Source organism: Streptomyces sp. NPDC111744 (assembly GCF_055634995.1).
Genome location: NZ_JBVKCG010000013.1, coordinates 174,933 through 194,842 on the forward strand (window position 1 = coordinate 174,933; position 19,910 = coordinate 194,842).

Consider the following 19,910-nt stretch of genomic DNA (forward strand, 5'->3'; position numbering starts at 1 on the left):
GTCGCCCCCCGTCGCTACAGCCCCGCCCTCCCCAGGGGGTCGCCGTCAAGGTGCGGCCGTCGCGAACCGGCCCGTTCCATGACACACCCCCTGGTCGTCCAGTATGGCGGTCTAATACCCGACTTTGTACGGTGCCGGGCGCGCGTGGGGGCCGAGCCTCGCCATGGCGCGAAGGATGTGTTTGGGCGGGAGTTGCCAGCGCAGACGTGCGGGAACACAGCGCAACAGGGTGCCGGTGGCGCGCAGTCGACGGGTCACGACGGCGGGTTCGGGGGCCGGTCTGCCGTACAGCTCGTGGGCGTACGGCGGCAGGGAGGCGTACGCCAGGTGGGCCACGCGCCGCCACAGCACCTCGCGCGCCGGTGTCAGGAGCGGGTGCGTCGGAGGGCGGAGCAGAAAGTCGTCCACCGCGCGTGCGTCGGCTCCGACGGCGAGCCGCGGCCGCATCTGCTGGAAGTAGGCGGCCAGCTCCGCCCGGTCGGCCGGTACGGCGGCCGGGTCGAGGCCCACCAGGCGGGCGCTGACCCGGTGCTCGGCGAGGTAGCGGTCGGCCTGGGCGTCGGTGAGCGGGTAGCCGGAGCGGCGCAGGACGTGCAGATACGAGTCGATCTCGGCGCAGTGCACCCACAGCAGCAGCTCGGGTTCGTCCACGCCGTACCGCTCGCCGGTGTCCGGGTCGGTCGCGGCCAGCATGCTGTGGATCTTCCGCACCCGGGCCCCGGCCCGCTCGGCGGCCTCCGTCGTGCCGTAGGTCGTCGTGCCGACGAAGTTCGCGGTCCGCATCAGCCGGCCCCAGGCGTCCCGGCGGAAGTCCGAGTTCTCCATCACGCCGCGCACCGCGCGCGGGTGCAGGGCCTGCAGGTAGAGCGCGCGGATGCCGGCGACCCACATCATCGGGTCGCCGTGCAGCTGCCAGGTCACGGAGTCAGGGGTGAACAGTCCGGGGTCGCCGCCCATGACCGCAGGTGTGACCACAGCCATTGGTTGTCACCTCTTGTCGCCGTTGACCTGCGCTTTTGCCAACCAGCGGCGGCATCGCGCTGCGCCGGCTACCGAGCTTTCTTGGCACATTGGTACACGCCGACGGCTCCCAGCTCACGGCGTCCTCCGTACCCACGGCACCGCCGCGCGAATGAGGCACCGCTCTGCGATCAGTACCTGCCCAGATTGTCAGAGGATCATTCACTCGAAAGGGTAGTCATCCATCTCGCACGACGCGCACTGCCCAGACGTGCAGAGCTCAAGATCGGTTCACCAAGAGGCGACGCTCGGACCTGTGCCACTTGGCCCACAAGGCCGCCGACGAGATTGCCCGCCACATAGCACAGTCGCTCTGATCGACACCGCGGTCCGATGAGACGAGTTGCAGCATCAGGACACGTCTCACGATGATCAGGCGAATTTCCACCTCACCGCTTTGAACACAAGGCAGAGACATGCCGTCCAAGATCCTCCTGCGCGAGCCAGCGCCGATTGACACCTCCGCCTCCTGCCTGTGGTCGGACGTCTCTTCACTGTCCGACCTCGCACGCACACACGCGATTCCGGCAGAGGCTGTCGCCCAGCTCGTCATGCCGCCGGACTGGACCGCCCGGTGGACAACGGCTTGGCGCTTCGGAAGAACGCTGATCGGCGGCACAGTGAGGGACCTCCACCAGGTCGACGTGTTGTCCAGCGTTCCTGTGCGCCGATTCACCTGGCGCACGGACCAATGGCACCGACCAGGCCTCGAGTACCTGGTCAGCACGGACCGGCACCACGGATTCGAGAGCTATGAGGAGGAACTCCTGCTTCTGGCCGCCGACTTCTCTGGGTCGCTGGTGGAAGCCTTGGCTCAGCCCTTCAGGCTACGTTTCAACAGTGTTAGAGGGGCTGAGGAACACGTTCCCGACTTCCTGCTGTTGACGCAAACCATTCCGTTGCTCATCGATGTGCGTCCCGTTGGCCGGATTTCCTTCGAGGACGACGTCAAATTCGCCGCTTCCGCAGAAGTCGCGCTGGCGGCAGGCTGGAACTACGCCGTAGTCACAGGCTGGCATGACCATGTGGTGGGTTTGGTCGACACCTTGTCCGCAGGTCGGAGGCAGCTGTCGGACCCTTTGGGTTTGCAACAACAGTTGCTGTCTGCGGCCGCGGACGGCCCGCAGCCATTCTCGGCCCTGGTGGAGCGCTGCACCATCCCAGCAGTTGCCCGAGCGCAGGCAATCCATTTGTTGTGGCACCGTCGATTGGGCCTGGACATGTCGGGGCCGCTGATGGATCGGAGCACCGTACGTCTGTCCCCGGTGTCTGAAGCCGCGGCCCGGGTTCGGTGATGGTGGCCTCCACAGCGTGGGACCTCTCCGCGGGTAACGAATTCATTGTGAACGGCCTGCCCTGGACAGTGGAGACCTTCCACCCTGAGGTCGGCAAAGTCGTTCTCGTACGGCCCGAACACCAGCCGTGGCAGACCACCGTACGGCAGTTGATCCACCGCACGGATGTCCGCCAGTCCACCCGGACTCGCAAGGATCTGCCGGCGGCAAGCCGTGGGCGCCAGCCGAAGAGCATGCTCGACCTTCCCCCTGACAAGCAGCGGTTGGTGATGCTGCGCGTGGACCATCTACGAGAGGTGGATTCAGGATTTCGCAGTGGTGATCCCATGAAGGCGCTGCCGGGAGAGCCGAAGGCTCAGTACGACCCCGACTCCACCACGCTCACACAGCGCCGCCATGCGAAGGTACGGGAGTTGCGAAAGGACACTGTCGCTAACCCGGATCTGGCGGCAGAACAGAGGTTGGACAAGGTCAGCTACCGCACCCTGGTCCGCTGGGATCTCGACCGACGTCGATTCGGGCCGGCGGGGTGCGCCGATGACCGCTGGCTGCGGGAGGCAACCGGGCGTCACATCTCGAGCGCGGTGCGCGAGGCGATCTTCGCTGTGCGCCATGAAACCCTGCACCGTTCCAAGCTCACCGCCAAGGACCGTGAACGCCTGATCCATCAGTACGTGCGGGAGGAGTTCGGAGAGGAGGAGAAGGTACCGAGCTACGAAACACTTCGCGTCGTGTGGCGCGAGTGGTTCGGCTCCTCGGGGGCCCGTCAGCGTTATGCGGTGTCGGCGGCCAGAGCCCAGGCAGTGGCTACGGGCCGACACGTGGTGGTGAGCCGCCCTGGTCAGGTGGTCGCGCTCGACACAACGGTCCTGCCGGTGAAGGTACGCGAAACAGTATTCGGTGATCCGGTTTCGGTGCACCTTACTTTGGCCCTGGATGTCTACACACATTCGATTGTCGCTTTCCGGCTCACTCTGGTTTCGGACACCTCCGTCGACATTGCCATGATCCTGCGTGATGTCATGATGCCGTTGCCCATGCGACCCGACTGGGGCGACGAAATGGAGTGGGCGTACCCCGGGGTGCCCAGCACAGTTGTGGCCGGTTTCGCCGGTGGTAAAGTCGCCGGCCTGCCGTTCTTCTCGCCCGAGACGGTGACGACGGACCACGGTTCGGTCTACAAGAATCACCATCTGATCGAGGTACAGCGGGTGATCGGAGCGAACATCCGCCCGAGCCGGGTGCTGCGACCGCCGGACAAGCAGGCCGTGGAGCGGACGTTCGGCGCTATTCAGTCCCTGCTGTTCCGAATCCTTCCAGGCTTTCAAGGGATCGACAGTGCCGACCGAGGCGTCGACCCAGAAGGCGACGCATGCCTCACGGTTGCCGAGATGGAGCATCTCATTGCCACATGGATCGTGAAGATCTGGCAGAACCGCAGGTTCGGGTCATATGCACCGAGTTGGGACCCATCAGGTGACCACAGTCCGAACTCCTTGTTCGCATCCTCCATGGCACAGGGAGGGTTCGCCCTTCAGATCCCGCCAGCAGATCTCTACTACCGCCTGTTGCCCACACACCGCGTGACGATCCACGGTCGACGAGGCGTGAAAATCAGAAATCTTTGGTACGACGGCCCTGCCTTGGACGAGTGGCGTTTCCGCCTCTCTGGCCGGGGCGGGGTTGCCAAGAACAAATATGTGTTCCACCGGGATCCGCGTGACCCCTGCTTTGTTTACTTCCAGGATCCGCTGACCCATGAGTGGCACCAACTGCGCTGGGTCGGCCTCCCGGAGGAGGGGCGCATGCCTGCTTTCAGCGACGCCCGAGTGCGTCAGGTCATGCGTGATCTACGCAAGCAAGGTCTCACACCGAAGTCCGACAAGGACCTGTTGCCTCTCTTGCTGGACCTGATCGGAGGCAAGGTGCCTGTGGAGCATTGGCCGACTCGGCTCACGAAATCTCAGAGAGTGGAACACGCCCGCGAGGTTTCCCAGGCCTCTGCAGCTGCCGCGGACAGGCCCAAACCGATGCCCATGGACGACGCCACTGACTTGCGTGTTCCCCGCCAGGCTGAACCGGCCGACAATGTCGTCGAATTGCGCTGGCGTCAACGTGTCGAACAGGGCCAAGCAGCCATCGATACGGAGCGCCAACGCAGGCGCGAAGCGGGAGACCACGAGCCACATGTGCCCTCTACGCTCGGCCAGCGCTTGCGCGGAACCAGCCTCATGGACCTCCTCGACGACGAGTCCGACGCCGGCACCCCACCAGAAGGGCGAGCATGACTGCTCTCGCCAAGCCCAGCTCTGACTCTGCCGCCTTCCTTCCCGGCCCTCCGATCGACCGTACTCGCGTCGAAGGCTGGCAGCGGTGGGTCCGGACCCGAGAGTCGTTCGAGTCGGCCCCGGTCCTTGATCGGAGCCAGTACTCGAACATGTCTCCCCGCCGGCGCCGGATTCACGACCTCCACCGTCTGGCCACTCACAGCAGTCTGCCGGTTCTCAGCACTCCGATGAGCGATGCGGTGGCGTGGTTGGTGAAGGCTCGGATCGAGGACGGTGCCTACAGTCACAAAGCCGGCATCCGCACGGGTGTCATGGTCAACGGGGGCGGTGCGCAAGGAAAGACGGAAACCGTGTGCGAAGCCCTGGCGGCGTTCGAGGCTGAATGGCTGGAGGTGAACGAGTACATGAACCCAGAGGCCATGGCCGGGACCAGGGACCTGCTGGCTCCGGTCGCGTACGTCCGGTGTCCTGTGAAGGCCACTCCTGTGTCCACCTGCCAGCGCATCCTCGACTTCTACGGCGAGGACTACAAGAACATGCGGCAGGAGGACCTGATCCGCACCGTCAACGCCGCTATCTCCGCACATGCCACAAAGGCCCTCGTGATCGACGACATCACTCGGCTCAAGCTGCACCGCGAAAGCGACCAGGATGTCCTGGACCTGCTGTTGGAGGTGATGAGCATGTCCGTCACCCTGATCCTCGTGGGGGTCGGCATCCCCGTCTCCGGACTGCTACGTCGCGGCCGCTTCGACCCTGTCCGTAAGCAATGGATCATCCCGCCGGTCAGGGACCGTGGGCGCAGCCCCAACCCGGAGGCAGCAACGCAACACGAGCGGCGCTTCGAGATGATCGAACTGGAAGCCTTCAGCTACGATTCCCCCGCACAGATCAATGCCTGGGTCGACCACCTTGCAGCTCTGGAACAGAGCTTGAGGCTTCTGACCGATACCTCGGGCATGCTGAGCGGTGGTGCCATGCCGGAATACCTCTTCGGCCGAACCAACGGAGTGGTCGGACTGCTGGAGAAGCTCATCCAGCGTGGATGCCGGCTCGCCATCGAGGACGGCTGTGAGCGGCTGGACACGGGGCTGCTGAACCGCTGCCGGGTCAGCCCTACGGACCTGCCCGACCTCGACGCAGAATCCGGTGAGCAGCCGACGATTCCTCCGATCCAGAATCCTCCCAAGAAGAGAGCGAAGGGCAGGAACAGCGTCTTCGACGACTCCGGTCCAGCGGAGTCTGCTGGATGACGGCGACGGCGCATCGTCCCCTCGCGCGTAGCCTTGATCCATTGCCGGGCGAGTCCTTGAGCGGATTTACCCTCAGGCTGGCCTACCGGCTGGACATCACGCCTCACCGTGTGGCGACCCTATGCGGTCTGGAGTGCCGAAGCGATGGCGTCCCGCAGGATCAATTGCGCGGACTCAGCCCAGATGTAGCCCAGCGCCTCGCGACGGCCGCACAGTTGACAGTGCCTGAGACACACGCCTTGACGCTCGAGGCAATCGCCCGCGCCTATTCGCCACTGGCCAAACTGCGTGCCGGTGGCGACCGCACGAGAAGCAAGTCGAACATTGACTGGGCCGTGAATCCCGTGAGTCGGTACTGTCCCGATTGCCTGAAGGGAGATGCCAGTCCGGTTCAAGATGCCTTCGGTGGCGCTTGGCAGCTCCGTTGGCACCTTCCTGTCGTATTCGCCTGCACAAAGCATCAATGCCTCCTTGAACATACCTGTCCGCATTGCGCGCAACCACTGAGTGGGCGGGTCGTCAGACGCTACGTCCTCTTCCAATCACCACATGTCAGCGGATTGCATCCGGCACAGTGCCGAAGCCAGGCACTCGGTGTGGCTCGTCGCCACCACGGCCCTGCCACACCTTGCGCCGCTCGACTGGACACCCCGAGGACTCCGACCGCCGCCCTCTCTGCGGAGGACTTGGCTCGAACCCTCCGGCTGCAGGAGCGCTTGGACCACCGACTGGCGCCGGACACGCCGAGCAAGGAGTACAGCGGCGACGGGCAGGATACCTACTTTTCCGACCTGGTTCTCACAGCAAAGCTGATCACACTGAGCTGGCCACTCGGCGCGTCACTGCTGCCCTCGTCCCCTCTGATGGATCTCGTCGATCAATGCGCCGCTCCGCCTTCGCACTCCTCGGAAGCCCTGCAAGCACAACGCAGCGCGCCGCACCGTGCCGCTTGCTCTGCGGCCCTCCTTCTTGCCGCAGCAACGGCACTCGGTGACCGGGACTTGGCCTCCCTACGGGAGCGAGTCGAACCCCTGGCCCGAGCGGTCTACCGGCGGTCCACCTCGACCGGGAACAAATTGTTCCGCAAGAGCGATGCCTCCGCGGTACTGCTTCGAGCTACCGCTCCGCGCGTCTACGGAGTCCAGAAAAGATGCGCCCTTAGGACGACCCCTTGTTTGTATGGTTACCGCGTTGAGGAGATTCCACCACTACTCCTCAGAGACTGGTACGAAACCCATCTCCGACCGTTAACCCAGCATTTCACCGAGATCACGGGGCGCTTCGAGCGTCACCTCAGGTGGGCCGGTTCACTTCGGCTCGCCGAATTGGTCACTGGGCAAGGCTGGCGCGCATGCGCTCCTGCCTTGGGGATCCCAGAGAGAAGCGCAATGCGGACGATGAACGTGTTGGGCCAGCAGATGACCGACGCCGGCTTGTGGCCCGTCTTCGAGTCAGCCATCGATGATGTCGCGTTGCTGCTGCACAACCAGGATCGCCGAGTCGACTACTCCAATCGCCGCCGCTTAACCTCAAACTGGCGTCTTTCGCATGGTCAGTGGATGCGGATTTGTGCGGACATCAGCGGGCTTGAAGAGCGTGGCGCCTCAGGCGATCCGTGCGTCGGCGAGGCCATCATCTGGAGTTGGGCCAACGAGGCCAGTTACCTTCACAGCCCGACCGTGACCCGGCGACGCTCCATGTGTCAGGTGCCCGACCGAATCACCGACGAGATCGGAAGCATTATCCGCCGTCAGCGACCGAGCTTTGTGGCGCTGTCTCGGCGGCTGAAGCTCTATGCAGATCGGCTAAGCCAAGCCTGCGATCGAGGAGCCCTGCATGCTGACATGCCGACAACAGCTGACGCCCTGCTCAACAGCGCCTACCAGTGCGTTCCCATCCGATGACCGTACGCCCACTGGCACGTGGCCTCACACCGCTGCCCGAGGAGTCCTTGCCCGGGCTCGTACTCCGACTGGCCTGTCGCCTGGAGCGTTCACCGGCCAGAATCGCAGAGCTGTGCGGTCTCAGTCACCGTCAGAACCGTCTGCCAGCAGAGTACCTCTTGGCCTTGCCCACGAGCCGTGCCGAGGAGTTCGCACGCGTCACCCGTCTGAACATAGATGAGGCCCACGCCCTGACCCTCTCCTCTCTCGCCGACTCATACCCTCCACTGGCCTCCGTTCGGCTCGATGGCAACCGCAATGCCACCGCTGCTCGAAATTCGTGGGCGGCAAACCTCTCCAGCCGCTACTGCCCCGCCTGCCTCTCTGGAGACGAAAGTACAGTTCAACGCCTCTACGGAGGTCCGTGGAAGCTGCGTTGGCACCTTCCGGTGTCCTTCGCGTGCACCACGCACCGGTGCCTGCTCGTCCACACCTGCCCGCGCTGCCGTGGCCTGCCCAACCAGCCCGCGACTACCGAGCGCCAAGGGCTGATCATGCAGCGCACCGTCAGCGGACTGCACCCCGCCCAGTGCCGGCACCTTGCTCCGCCCGCACTCGGAGGGCAGGGCCCGCGAGCTTCCCTGTGCTCGGCGCGCTTTGACCAGGGCTTTCGGGCTACCGCAGTGACGGACTCCGATCTTCTTACACTGCTGGCCCTGCAACACCGTATCGATCAGCACCTGACACTTCACCGCGATGCGTCGCATTCACATCCGGATCCTCTGGACCGCTACTTCTTCCCGGATCTCATCGTCGCCGCGCATCTCATTCGACTCAGCTGGCCCGACGGTACCTGCTTCGCGCCCTCCGGGCCGCTGGCCGACCTGATCGACCACCACCTGGTCTCCGCCGCCGTCCAACGCCACCGATACGCACCCGGGCAGCGCGCCGGCAGCACTTGGCCCGCACCCGAGGATCCTGCGGAGTGCGCCGCGCTGCTGGTTGCCGCGCATGCCCTACTCGTCGGCGAAGATCACGGGGCTTCCGGCCTGGTCGATCGTGTCCAACCGCTCGCTGCCGCCGCTTACGGCCGCAGTGCCGCAAATATCGGCGCGGCGTTGCGGCGAATGGATGTCTCCCCTGACCTGGCGCGAGCCCTCGCTTGCCGGTCCGACGGTTTCTATCGGGCCGGTGGCCGCCGCCAGGCAAAACAGCAGGTTCCTTCGCGACGGTGTCGTTTCGGGATCCAGCACGTGCCGGCTCTCCTTCCGGAGACGTGGCTACACGAACACTTCAGCGACCTGCTGTCCTTGTCGGAACATCCCAGCGATGGGAAGGTGCGGCATCTGCGTCGGGTCGCCTCACTCAAGCTGGCGGAGATGAGTGCCGGCGGCACCTGGCCGGAGTGCGCGAAGAAGCTTCAAATCCCGTGGCGAACTGCTCAGCAGTCCCTCAGGGTGGTCAAGAATGCACTTACCGAGAGCAACCTCTGGCCCGCCTTCGATGAGGCGATGGAGAGCCTCGCCCGCCAGTTGGATGCCAGCTCTGATCGCGTCGACTATCGGAGTCGCCGTGCGCTCCTCGAACCATGGCAGTTGTCGGACACTGACTGGGCTCAGCTGTGCCACGGCCTCAGCCGCTTCCGACGAGGGATCAACTCGCCCAACGAGGAGACCGCGACCGCCCTCATCTGGGCGCAGGTGACTCAAGGCGATCATCTTCACAGCCCCGTGCTGAGTGCCCTACGCCAGTCTGGCCAAAGCACTCATCGACTCGTCGCATCGATCAGCCAGCTCCGTACACCAGCAAATCGCAAGGGCGCCAAACTGGAACTGCTGTGCCGTCTCGAAGCCTACGCAGTTCGTCTGGCCGCTATCTCCGACCAGCAAGGGACTTCGGCAGCATCCACCTCCAGCAGACTCGCGGGAAGCGAGATCACAGGGTGAACGGACCCTCCGCGCTTTGGCGACCCTGAGAGGCGTCGACGGCACTCGCCTCCGGCACACCAGCTGCCACGTCGAACACCCGCTTCGGTTCCAGCAAAGCCCTGCTGCACGCGGGGTGTTCACCGTCTCATCAGCCTGCCAACATCTATTTGTCTCGGTCCGAGGGCTTGGTGGGGGTCTCGCGTGACGTCTGTGCAGAACAATGATCAGCGGCTGCTCGACCGCATCCTGGAGGACCAGCACCGCAAGCTGGCGCCGGACAAGAGCAGGGACGACTTCTTCACCTTCTTCTCCGCCGACAAGGCCTTGCAGGACTGGGACCTCGACAACGACGAGATCTTGGACGGCATCGTCGATGGGGCGCACGACTGCGGCATCGACGGCATCTGGACCTTCGTGGACGAGCGCTACATCACCGCCGACGCGCATCAGTTCCTCTCCTCGCGCGCGAGCAAGATCGAGTTGGTGATCCTGCAGGCGAAGAACTCGTCGGGCTACCAGGAGTCCGTGATCGAGAAGCTGCACTTCCACCTGCCCACCCTCTTGGACATGAGCAGGGACGAAGACGACCTGGTCGCCCATACCAACGCCAAACTGCTTGAACGCACGAGGCGCTTCCTGCACATCCTCGAGGAGTTGGCGTCCTCGTTCCCGCAGGTTCGCATCAAGGTGATCTACGCCAACAAGTCGGCTGAGACCCCTCACCCGAACGTCAAGGCGAAGGGAGACCGACTCCGGAGAGAGCTTTCGAAGATCACCTCCGACACCAGCGCAGATCTGGAGTACCTCAATGCCGCTGATTTGCGGGAACGGACCGCTCGTGGGGCCAAAGCGGTCGCACAGTTGGTGTTCACCGAGACCCCGATGAGCACGTCCCTCGGGGAGGGGTACGTGTGTCTGGCGCGGCTTGACGAGTACTACCGTTTCATCACCTCCGAGAACGAGGCACTGCGGCTGGAGCTGTTCGAGTCGAACGTCCGCGACTACGCGGGGTCCACGTCGGTGAACAACGCCATCGGCGAGACACTCAAGTCCGCCACGGGCGAGGACTTCTGGTGGTTCAACAACGGTGTCACCGTCGTGGGCGACGCCGCCCAGATCGCCGGCAAGAAGATCGTCGTCAAGGACCCGCAGATCGTCAACGGGCTGCAAACCAGCCATGAGATCTACAGCTACTTCCAGAACGGCGGCCACCACCGCGACCGGTCCCTCCTGGTCAAAATCGTGGTGGCGCCTGAGTCAGGCACCGCTCGTGATCGCATCATCCGGGCGACCAACAGCCAGACCCAGCTGCCGGCCGGCGCCCTGCGAGCAACCGAATCCATCCAGAAGGACATCGAGGAAAGCCTCAACCATGCGGGCGGTTACTACTACGAGCGCCGTGCCAGCTACTACCGCAACCTCGGTTTTCCACTCGACCGCGTCGTCAGCATGGCCCGGCTCGCACGCGAGTTCACCGCTTTCGTCCTGCGCGAGCCACACACCGCGCTACGGCACTCGGACGCTCTGCTCCTCGACGACCAGCACTACGCCCGGATCTTCTCGCCACGCCACGACCTGGACATCTACCGTCTCAGCCTCGACGTCCACACCCGACTGCGAACCTTCCTGACCCGGTACGCCGAAGACCGGCCCCTACTGGGCGACTCTGTGGAGAACTGGCTCCACCCACTCGCCGCAATGTCGGCGTACACCCTCACACGGCTACGGCAGCCCACGCCACGGGACCTTCTGAACATCGATCTCGATCACCTGAGTGACGACCTCATGTCCCGCATGACGGGCACTCTCGAGCAGAGTTTCAAAGGTGTCTTGCGTCGCAGCAAGGCTGGTGGAGTCGACCGCATCGCCCGTACCGCCGACTTCACCACCAAGATCCGCCAGGCGGTCGTGTCTCAAGGTCGTTATCACATCGAAGGCTGAATAGCTGATCGTGATGCCCTACGGGAGTATGGCTGTCTACCTTCAGGCTCGTTTCACTGATCGCGTACAACGCCCCGTTCATCACGGCACCCGCGGAAAGCCTCTCGTCCACGGCTGTCACCTCCCGATCAGTGCCGACCGGGCCGAGGAACGTCGCCAGTGGTTTTCGCCAGGACGGTCAGGCGGCGGTGGTACTCGTCCTCGTCGATCTCGCCTCGGGCGAAGCGTTCGGCAAGGATCTGCTCAGGGGTGGGGTCGAGCGGCCGGGTGTCGGCATGGTCGCTGCTCCCTCCTGGCCTCGTCAAAGCGCGGTACAGAAGGACGCCCAAGGCGATGATCACCGCCCAAAAGAAGATCATGCCGGCTGACATGGCGAACCAGCCCCATCCGCCGACGTCGTGGTCGTACCAGAACATTGGTGGCTCATCCCCTTCGGACGCCGGGAGCAATACGCCCGGTGCCTGCTGCTTTGGAGTGCCCGCTCCTTAGGTTCACTCGGGTCACAGAGCATGTCATGGGTCGGTGAGGCCAACGCGAGGGGCCGATGGGACCTCATCGCATCGAGGGTGCTCGGGGCGTGTCGCAGCGGACGACCGCGATAGCGCGAACAGGGTTGGTATGGCCCTGGTGGCAGGGCCACTCGTCCCCTGTCGCGGGGCCAGCGCGCCGGGATGTGATGGACGGGGATCAGGCTTCATGCAGCAATGCCGGACGGACAGAGGTGGCCATGAACCGCTCCGCCTTCATCACACGGCTGCGCTCCCTGACCGTGGCCGTCGCCTCGGAATGGCTGGAGCCCGCCCTTCTGGCCGTCACGGCGGCGGCCTTGACTGCAGGGGGTGCTGCCTGGCTCGCCGGTGACGAGGGCCTCGCCGACCTCATGTGGGGTCTGGGCACCTTGGCCGCGGTCCTACCGGCGGTGGGCTGGGTGCTCACCGCACTTCGTCACGGCCGTGCTGGCGTCGACCTGATCGCGGTTCTCGCTCTCGGTGGCACCCTCGCCGTCCATGAATACCTGGCCGGTGCGCTGATCGCGCTGATGCTGGCCACCGGTCGCACCCTGGAGGCGGCAGCCCAGCGGCGCGCCTCGCACGATCTGCGTGCGCTGCTGGAGCGTGCGCCCCGCTCGGCGCGCCGCCGCACAGCGGCCGGCGTCGCCACGGTTCCGCTGGCCGAAGTCGCCGTAGGGGACCTGCTCGTCGTAGGCCCTGGCGAGGTCGTCCCGGTCGACGGGCGGGTAGAGGGCGCCGTGGCCAGCCTCGACGAGTCCGTGCTCACCGGCGAGTCCCTGCACGTCGAACGGGCGGCGGGTGACACGGTCCGCAGCGGGGTGGTCAACGCCGGCCACGCCTTCGAGCTGCGGGCCACGGCAGCCGAGCAGGACAGTACCTACGCCGGAATCGTGCGTCTGGCCAGGCAGGCCGGGGCCGAGTCCGCACCCGTGGTCCGGCTGGCCGACCGCTACGCGGCCTGGTTCCTGCCCCTCACCCTCACGGTGGCGGGACTGGCATGGCTGCTCAGTGGCTCGGCGGTCCGAGCGGTCGCGGTGCTGGTGGTCGCCACCCCCTGTCCGCTGCTGCTGGCCGCTCCGGTGGCCATCGTCTCCGGAATCTCCCGCGCCTCACGCCTGGGAGTCGTCATGCGCGACGGTGGCGCCCTGGAGAACCTGGGCCGGGCCCGCACCCTGCTGCTCGACAAGACCGGCACCCTCACCCGCGGCCGCCCTCACGTCCTCGACGTGGTTGCCGCACCGGGGTGGCAGCCTGCGGAGGTGCTGAGGCAGGCCGCGTCGCTGGACCAGTACTCCCCTCATGTTCTGGCCGAGGCGATCGTCGGCGCCGCGCAGGAGCGGAAGCTGGTCCTGTCGGTGCCGTCCGACGTCACGGAGGAACCCGGCCGAGGTGCTTCAGGCACCGTGGACGGGCACCGGGTGTCCGTCGGCCGCATCGACGCGTCCGGCGCCCGCCCGGCCTGGGCGAGGGCGGTGGACAACCGGGCGCTTCTCGACGGCGCGGCCGTCGCCTGGCTGACCGTCGACGCATGTTCGGTAGGTGCGGTGCTGCTCCGGGATCCCCTCCGCCCCGACGCCCCGCGCACCCTGCGCCACCTGCGGGCCGCGGGCATCGAGCGGCTGATGATGCTGACGGGCGACCGCGCGGAGCCGGCAGCCGAGGCGGGCGCCGTCCTCGGCCTGGACGACGTCCGCTCCGGGCTCGACCCCGCTGGCAAGGTCGCCGTCGTACGGGCCGAACGAGAACGCGCGGTCACCGTCATGGTGGGCGACGGCGTGAACGACGCGCCGGCGCTGGCCGCCGCGGACATCGGTGTGGCGATGGGGGCCCGCGGTTCCACCGCCTCCTCGGAGGCTGCCGACATCGTGCTGACCACCGATCGCGTGGACCGGCTCGTCGACGCCGTCTTCATCGCCGTACGGGCCCGGCGGATCGCTGTGCAGAGTGCTCTGGGCGGAATGGCGATGTCCTTGGCCGCGATGGCCGCCGCCGCCTTCGGCCTCCTACCACCCGCCGGCGGCGCCCTCCTCCAGGAGGCCATCGACGTGGCGGTCATCCTGAACGCCCTGCGCGCGCTGCGCACGGATCAGGCCACACGGCCGGCGCTGGCCCCCGCCGCCGAGGCGCTCATCCAACGCTTCGCCTCGGAACACAACGACCTCCAGGATGTGCTCGAAGCGGTGCACAGCGCGGCCGACCGCCTCTCCGACCGCCCCGGCCCACAGGCTCTGGCGGCCGTCGAGGAGGCGCACCGGCTGCTCACCGATCGGCTGCTGCCTCACGAGTACGCCGAGGAGCACGAGCTCTACCCCGCCATCGCCCCCGCGCTCGGCGGCCCGGAGGCCACGGCCACCATGAGCCGGGCCCACACCGAGATCGAACGCCTCTCCCGCCGCATCGCCACCCACCTGCAGCTGGCCCGCGCCGAAGGCGGCCTGTCCCCTGGCCAGCTCGACGACCTGCGTTCCTGCCTGTACGGGCTGCACACCGTCCTTCGCTTGCACTTCACGCAGGAGGAGGAGAGCTATTTCTCGCTGGCCCAGTGAGATCCGGCAAGGGTTTGTGCCGGAGCGCTCCGCACCGGAGGGCCATTCGGCCCGCGCGGTGCCCGGTCAGCCCCTGTGCCACCGGGCCCCCGCCGCCGGACGCTGAACGCGGGATCCTCCGGAGGGAGAGTTCGTGATGACCGGCATCCAGGAAGCCCCGGTGCATGCCCTGGTGGCCGACGGAACCACAGTCCGCATACGGCAGGCGGGTCCGGCTGATCATGCACAGGTGCAGCAGCTGTACGAGGCGATGTCACCACAGAACCTGCGGTTGCGGTTCTTCTCCGTCAGCCCGTCCTCCGCCCGGCAGGCCGTCGAGCGGGTGGCCAAGGGCGGCCGCCCCGGGTACCGCGCGCTGGCCGCTGAGTACGACGGGCGGCTAGTGGGGCTGGCCGAGTACGAGGTGCTGCCGGGCGACAGCACGGCGGAGATCTCGGTGGCCGTAGCCGACGGCTGGCATCACCGTGGTGTGGCAACCCTCCTGCTGGAACACCTCGCGGACGCCGCGCGTACGGCGGGCATCACCGCGTTCAGCGCCGACGCCCTGGCCGAGAACCACGACGTGCTGAAGGTCTTCCACGACCTGGGGCTGCGCGTCACGCGCCACTTCGACGGGCCGGAGGTGCACTGCTCGGTCGAACTCACGGAGGACGAGACCTACTTGAGCGCGGTCGAAGCCCGGGGTCGGTTGGCCGACGTCATCAGTTTGCAGCCGCTGCTGCGGCCCCGGACGGTCGCCGTGATCGGCGCGGGCCCCAGGCCAGGGTCGGTCGGGCGCGCCATCCTGCGGAACATTCAGAACGGTTCCTACACCGGGCGGCTGTTCGCCGTGCATCCGGAGGCCGCCGCGATTGCCGGGGTGCACGCCTGCCGGTCCGTCGCCGACCTGCCGCAGGTGCCCGAGCTGGCCGTGATCGCCCTACCGGCCGCATCCGTTTCCCAGGTGGCCGAAGAGTGCGGGAGGATCGGCGTGCGCGCCCTGCTCGTGGTGTCCGCGGGCCTGGACACACACGAGAGCAGCGCACTGATGGACGCGTGCCGACGCCACGGCATGCGGCTCGTCGGCCCGAACTGCCTGGGCCTGGCCAACACCGAGGACGACGTCCACCTGGACGCCACCTTCGCCGCCCGGCACCCCGGACCAGGCACCGCCGGGGTGGCCGTGCAGTCCGGCGGTGTCGGCATCGCGCTGCTGGATGGGCTGGCCCGGCTGGGCATCGGGGTGTCGACCTTCGTCTCGCTCGGCGACAAGTACGACGTCAGCGGCAACGACATGCTCCAGTGGTGGGAGAGCGACGGGCACACCGACCTGGCGCTGCTGCACCTGGAGTCCTTCGGCAACCCCCGCGCCTTCTCGCGCACCGCCCGCCGGGTAGCCCGGACCATGCCCGTGCTGACCGTGGACGCAGGCCGCTCCGAGGCCGGGCGGCGGGCCGCAGCCTCGCACACCGCGGCGGCGGCCACCCCGACCATGACCCGGCAGGCCCTGTTCACCCAGGCCGGCATCACCGCCACCCGCACGATCGGTGAACTCCTGGACACCGCCGCCCTGGTGCATGCCCAGCCGCTGCCCCACGGTACGAAGGTCGCCGTCGTCAGCAACGCGGGCGGGGCCGGTGTCCTGGCCGCCGACGCGTGCGTGGACGCCGGACTGGTGATCCCGCCAGTCGCCGCCGACCTGGTGGACGAACTCCTCGCCCTGCTGCCCGACGGCGCCACCGCGACCAACCCCGTGGACGTCACTGCGGCCGTCGGCGAGGAGCAACTACAGGCATGCATCAGCCTTTTGGCCCGGCACGGCGCTGTCGACTCCGTCCTCGTGAGCCTGGTCCCCACGGCGGTCGCCACGGCCACCAGAGAAGACCTGGTACGCGCCCTGACCTCGGCCCCTGGCCCGCTCGCCCGCCCCGTCGTCGCGGTGCTCCCCGCGCAAGCGGCCCGCGTCGAGCTGCTGCCTACCGTCGGCAGGGGCACCTTGCCCGCGTACTCCGACGGCGAGGACGCCGCCCACGCCTTGGCCCACGCCGCAACGCGCGCCGACTGGCTCGCCCGACAGCCGGGCGCCGTACCGCAGTTGCCGGACGTGGAAACCGTACGCGCGAAGGACCTGGCCACCGCCTACCTGGAGGCCCATCCGGAGGGCGGCTGGCTCGACCCTCAGACCACGGCCGTGCTCCTGGGCTGCTACGGCATCCGACAGATCCCTTGGGTATGGGCCCGGGACGAGGATGAGGCGGTCGCAGCGGCCGAACGGCTCGCCGGACCGGACGGACGCGTGGTCATGAAGGCCTACTGGCCGGGTCTGGTCCACAAGAGCGAGCAACACGCCCTCCACCTCGACCTGCAGAACGCCTCACAGGTCAGGGCCGCCCACCGCGATCTGGTCACCCGATTCGGCGACCGGATGACCGGAGTGGTCGTCCAGCCGCTCGCCGAGCGCGGCACCGAACTGTTCGCCGGAGTCGTCCAGGACGAGGTTTTCGGACCCCTCGTGGTGTTCGGCCTCGGCGGTACGGCGACCGAACTGCTCGCCGACCACGCCGCCCGGCTCGCCCCGCTGACCGACCTGGACGTGTACGACCTGCTCACCTCCCCACGCTGCTCTCCCCTGCTGTTCGGCTACGCCGGCAGCCCTGCCGTCGACCTCGGCCACCTGGAGCAACTCCTGCACCGCCTCTCCAGGATGGCCGCGGACCTTCCCCAGCTGGCGGAGGCCGACCTCAACCCTGTGCTGGCCGGGCCACACGGCGTCACCACCCTCGACGCTCGCGTACGGCTGGTTCCGCGCCGGCCCCACGACCCGTACCTGCGCCGACTTCGCTGACCGGGCCACGACCATTGCAAAGGAGGACGGCCATGAAGACGACGAAGATCGGTGCCGTCATGAGCGGCGACGTCGTCACCGCCCAGTACGACACCCCGTTCAAGGACGTCGTCCGACTCTTGCGTGACCACGGCATCAGCGGGTTGCCCGTGATCGACGAGGACGACAAGGTCATCGGGGTCGTCTCCGAGACCGATCTGATGCAGCGCCAGGCGCGGTCGAGTGAAACCGGCGGCCGTCTCAACGTCTGGGCGTGCAAGCACCGGCGTCGTACACGCGAGAGTTTCGCACGGAGCCGGGCTCGTACGGCCCGCGGAATCATGTCGGCACCCGCGGTGACGGTGCGTGCCGAAGCCGGCCTGCCGGAGGCCGCCCGGCTGATGGCTCGGCACGGCATCGAACGTCTGCCGGTGGTCGACGAGGAGGACTGGCTCGTCGGCATCGTCACCCACCGCGAGTTGCTCCAGGTCTTCCTGCGCAGCGACGACGAGATCCGGCGGGCTGTGCAGCGCCAGGTGCTCGTCGACGCACTCTGGCTCGACCCGCACACCGTGGACGTGGCCGTCTGCGAAGGTGTGGTCACTCTCTCCGGGCAACTGGAACGCCACAGCGATGCCGCCGTCTCCGTCGCCATCACTCGGCGCATCGACGGCGTCGTGGACGTGGTCGACGACCTCACCTACCGCTTCGCGACAGGCACGGGAAGGCCGCCGGCCCGGCCGCACACGGGGTGGCCGACGACTGGCTGCGCCGGTTGTGAGAAGTCCTCCAGGCTGTGAGCGGTCGGTGCGGCGGCTGCGCCGTCCGCCTCATGGGGCCATTGGGCCGGTCAACTCAGGCGCGGAGTCTCAGGACCTGCGGACGCCGTCGGGGCGGCACCTGCCGTACTGAGAGTTCCACTGGCGTGTGACGGGACCCGGGCCGATGACCGGCCGGGTCCCGTCGCGTGCATGCTCAGCGAACGAGCACATGCTCCCCAGAACGCGGTACGACCGCCGTCGATCCCAGTTGGCGGTCGATGCGGTCGCGGAGTGCTACGGCCGCGTCCGGTTCGCCGTGCACCAAATACGTCGTGTGCGGTGCTGTGGCCCCGCGCAGCCAGCCGATGATCTGGCCGGCATCGGCATGCGCCGAGAAGTGCGGTACGTCGGCCACCGTCGCCCTGACCGGAACGTACTCACCGAACATCTTCGGCACCCGGGCGTCGTCGACGAGGTCCCGGGCGCGTGTGCCTTGCGCGGCGAAGCCGACCACGACCACCGCGTTGCGTGGATCGGGCAGAACGCGGCGCAGGTGGTGCAGGACACGGCCGCCGGTGGCCATGCCCGAGGCGGAGACAATGATCGCCGGGCCGCCGGAGCGGCTGATGTCAATGGATTCCTGAACGGTGCGCACGGCAAGGAACGGCTCGGGGCTGAGGGCGACAGTGCCCTCCGCGGTGATCTCGGGGCGGAGTTCCGGGGCTCTGGTCAGGAGGGCGTCCCGGTAGACGTCCAGGGCGGCCAGTGCCATGGGGCTGTCGACATAGACGGGAACGGAGACCGGTAGGCGGCCCGCGTGGCGCAGTTGAGCCAGTTCGTGCAGGACGACCTCGGTGCGGTCCAGAGCGAACGCCGGGATGACGACGGTGCCGCCGCGGGCGAGCGTCCGGTTCAGCACGCCGGCGAACCGGGCCCGGCCCCCCTCCTGCTCGTGCTGCCGGTCGCCGTACGTCGACTCCACGAGCAGCACGTCTGCGCCGGAGAAGGGCTCCGGCGGGAGCAGGAGGGGGTGGCCGGGGCGGCCGAGGTCGCCGCTGACAGCGACGGTGTGACCGTCCTCCAGGGTGAGGTGCGCCCATGCCGAGCCGAGGATGTGGCCGGCGGGATGCAGCGTCAGCCGGGTTCCGGTGGCCAGGCCGGTCTCGGTGCCGGTCGGGACCGGGTCGAGGAGTTTGAGGGTGCGGTCCACGTCGGAGTCGTCGTACAGGGGCTGCGCAGGCCGGTGTCTGGACCAGCCGTGCTCGTTGGCGTGCTGAGCGGCCTCCATCTGCAGCTTCGCGCTGTCGCGCAGCACGATCTCCATGAGGCGGGCGCTGAACTCCGTCGTCACGACCCGGCCGCGGAAGCCGTGGCGGACCAGCCGCGGCAGGAAGCCGCAGTGGTCCAGGTGGGCATGCGTGATCGCGACGGCCTCGATGTCCCCCGCGTCGCAGGGCAAGCCGCGCCAGTTGCGTCGGCGAAGGTCGGCGAGACCCTGGAAGAGACCGCAGTCGACCAGGACCCGGGCGTGGTCGCTCTCTACCAGGAACTTGCTGCCGGTGACCGTGCCGACGCCGCCGAGGAAGGTGAGCAGCGCGGGCCGGGGCCGTACGGCCGGCAGGGCCGCGGAGTCATGAAGGGCGGTTGTCATGTCATCGGGCTCCTCGCGATTGCCGCCGC

General features: G+C 67.3%; 12 protein-coding genes and 2 pseudogenes. 11 read left to right on the forward strand and 3 right to left on the reverse strand.

The features are described from left to right. Nucleotides 1-111 precede the first annotated feature (111 nt). Complete coding sequence (locus ACZ7OO_RS27175; protein WP_471508542.1) at nucleotides 112-981, reverse strand: oxygenase MpaB family protein; 870 nt, start codon at nucleotides 979-981, stop codon at nucleotides 112-114. Nucleotides 982-1,436: 455 nt separating this feature from the next. Here ACZ7OO_RS27175 and ACZ7OO_RS27180 point away from each other — a divergent pair, with 455 nt between their 5' ends. The 8 genes and pseudogenes from ACZ7OO_RS27180 to ACZ7OO_RS27215 all read left to right on the forward strand — a co-directional run bounded on the left by ACZ7OO_RS27180 (nucleotide 1,437) and on the right by ACZ7OO_RS27215 (nucleotide 11,608). Further along, complete coding sequence (locus ACZ7OO_RS27180; RefSeq protein ID WP_471508543.1) at nucleotides 1,437-2,315, forward strand: TnsA-like heteromeric transposase endonuclease subunit; 879 nt, start codon at nucleotides 1,437-1,439, stop codon at nucleotides 2,313-2,315. Nucleotides 2,316-2,362: 47 nt separating this feature from the next. Continuing rightward, nucleotides 2,363-4,603 (forward strand): transposase, encoded by a 2,241-nt coding sequence (locus tag ACZ7OO_RS27185; RefSeq protein WP_471508544.1) that lies wholly within the window; start codon nucleotides 2,363-2,365, stop codon nucleotides 4,601-4,603. A gap of 227 nt (nucleotides 4,604-4,830) precedes the next feature. Then, nucleotides 4,831-5,856 (forward strand): AAA family ATPase, encoded by a 1,026-nt coding sequence (locus tag ACZ7OO_RS27190; RefSeq protein ID WP_471508546.1) that lies wholly within the window; start codon nucleotides 4,831-4,833, stop codon nucleotides 5,854-5,856. Next, a pseudogene (locus tag ACZ7OO_RS27195) lies at nucleotides 5,853-6,317 on the forward strand (TniQ family protein); the annotation flags it as partial. The gene ACZ7OO_RS27190 and the pseudogene ACZ7OO_RS27195, both read left to right, overlap by 4 nt. A 936-nt stretch (nucleotides 6,318-7,253) precedes the next feature. Then, complete coding sequence (locus ACZ7OO_RS27200) at nucleotides 7,254-7,760, forward strand: hypothetical protein (RefSeq protein WP_471508660.1); 507 nt, start codon at nucleotides 7,254-7,256, stop codon at nucleotides 7,758-7,760. Further along, a pseudogene (locus ACZ7OO_RS27205) lies at nucleotides 7,757-8,212 on the forward strand (TniQ family protein); the annotation flags it as partial. The gene ACZ7OO_RS27200 and the pseudogene ACZ7OO_RS27205, both read left to right, overlap by 4 nt. Nucleotides 8,213-8,293: 81 nt before the next feature. Then, nucleotides 8,294-9,685 carry a hypothetical protein gene (locus ACZ7OO_RS27210; RefSeq protein WP_471508662.1) on the forward strand — a complete coding sequence of 464 codons (1,392 nt, stop codon included), beginning with the start codon at nucleotides 8,294-8,296 and terminating at the stop codon, nucleotides 9,683-9,685. Nucleotides 9,686-9,868: 183 nt separating this feature from the next. After that, entirely contained in the window at nucleotides 9,869-11,608 is a 1,740-nt protein-coding gene (locus ACZ7OO_RS27215; protein ID WP_471508547.1) for an AIPR family protein, read from the forward strand. Nucleotides 11,609-11,736: 128 nt separating this feature from the next. Here ACZ7OO_RS27215 and ACZ7OO_RS27220 read toward each other — a convergent pair whose 3' ends face one another. Continuing rightward, nucleotides 11,737-12,024, reverse strand: coding sequence for an SHOCT domain-containing protein (locus tag ACZ7OO_RS27220; RefSeq protein WP_471508549.1), 288 nt, complete (start codon nucleotides 12,022-12,024; stop codon nucleotides 11,737-11,739). Nucleotides 12,025-12,335: 311 nt separating this feature from the next. On the opposite strand from ACZ7OO_RS27220, the gene ACZ7OO_RS27225 reads away from it, so the two are divergent. The 3 genes from ACZ7OO_RS27225 to ACZ7OO_RS27235 all read left to right on the forward strand — a co-directional run bounded on the left by ACZ7OO_RS27225 (nucleotide 12,336) and on the right by ACZ7OO_RS27235 (nucleotide 18,269). After that, nucleotides 12,336-14,666, forward strand: coding sequence for a heavy metal translocating P-type ATPase (locus ACZ7OO_RS27225; protein ID WP_471508551.1), 2,331 nt, complete (start codon nucleotides 12,336-12,338; stop codon nucleotides 14,664-14,666). A 136-nt stretch (nucleotides 14,667-14,802) separates the two neighbouring features. After that, nucleotides 14,803-17,490, forward strand: coding sequence for a bifunctional acetate--CoA ligase family protein/GNAT family N-acetyltransferase (locus tag ACZ7OO_RS27230; RefSeq protein ID WP_471508553.1), 2,688 nt, complete (start codon nucleotides 14,803-14,805; stop codon nucleotides 17,488-17,490). Nucleotides 17,491-17,522: 32 nt separating this feature from the next. Beyond that, nucleotides 17,523-18,269 (forward strand): CBS domain-containing protein, encoded by a 747-nt coding sequence (locus ACZ7OO_RS27235; RefSeq protein ID WP_471508555.1) that lies wholly within the window; start codon nucleotides 17,523-17,525, stop codon nucleotides 18,267-18,269. A gap of 175 nt (nucleotides 18,270-18,444) precedes the next feature. On the opposite strand, the gene ACZ7OO_RS27240 is transcribed toward ACZ7OO_RS27235, so the two are convergent. Beyond that, nucleotides 18,445-19,881, reverse strand: a complete 1,437-nt coding sequence (locus ACZ7OO_RS27240; RefSeq protein ID WP_471508557.1) for an MBL fold metallo-hydrolase RNA specificity domain-containing protein — start codon at nucleotides 19,879-19,881, stop codon at nucleotides 18,445-18,447. Nucleotides 19,882-19,910: the final 29 nt, after the last annotated feature.